Source organism: Campylobacter concisus (genome assembly GCF_002913545.1).
In the GTDB taxonomy this organism is placed as follows: Bacteria; Campylobacterota; Campylobacteria; order Campylobacterales; family Campylobacteraceae; genus Campylobacter_A; species Campylobacter_A concisus_AV.
This window is the reverse complement of the sequence record NZ_PPBR01000032.1, coordinates 1-950: the sequence shown is the minus strand read 5'-3', so window position 1 is coordinate 950 and position 950 is coordinate 1. Positions and strand designations below refer to the sequence as shown.

General features: G+C 31.8%; 1 protein-coding gene. It reads left to right on the top strand.

Going from position 1 to position 950, the window contains the following annotated elements:
• Positions 1-950: methyl-accepting chemotaxis protein (locus tag CYP05_RS10090; RefSeq protein WP_275935741.1), on the top strand; the 950-nt coding region annotated here is incomplete at both ends.

Sequence of the window (950 nt, the reverse complement as noted above, 5' to 3'; positions counted from 1 at the left end):
CTAACTAAAAATTCATTAAAAGATTTCTTTGACTTTTTAAATAATAAGACAAATAGTGCACATCTTTTAAACATTAAAGGTAAAGATGAAATTTCTCAAATGGCAGCTTTAATAGATGAAAATATTGAAAAGATTAGAACAGCTAAAGAAAATGAAAATGCTTTCATCCAAAAAGCTAACACCTTTGTAAATGAGATAAAAGATGGCAACTATGAAGCAAGCTTAGAAGCAGATACTAATAACCCAGCTCTAAATCAACTAAAAAGCACATTTAAAGATCTACAACTTGCTCTTAAAAATGCAATCTCAAGTAATGGCAAAGATGTACTTGATCTACTAAATACTTATAAAAACCAAGACTTTACAAAAAGACTTGATGATGATGGTAAGATAGCAAGTGGTATAAACTCTCTAGGCATAGAGATATCTAAAATGCTAAATGACAATCTAAACCAAGCTCAAGTGCTTGAAGAAAAAGCTAAACTTCTAGCTGAGTCAGTATCTAAAGTAGCTAACTCAGCTAGTATCCAAGCAAATAGCTTACAAGAATCTGCTGCTGCAGTTGAACAAATGTCTAGCTCAATGAATGCAATAAGTCAAAAAGCAGAAGATGTAACAAGACAATCCGAAGAGATAAAAAATATCATCGTAATAATAAGAGATATAGCAGATCAAACAAATCTTCTAGCTCTTAATGCAGCAATTGAAGCAGCAAGAGCAGGAGAACATGGCAGAGGATTTGCAGTTGTTGCTGATGAAGTTAGAAAACTAGCAGAAAGAACTCAAAAATCTCTAAGTGAGATAGAGGCAAATGCAAATGTATTAGCTCAATCAATAAATGAAATGAGTGAATCAATCAAAGAGCAAAGTGAAGGCATAAATATGATAAATCAATCAGTTGCTCAAATAGATAATCTAACAAAAGAAAACGTGGTAATTGCTAATAAAGC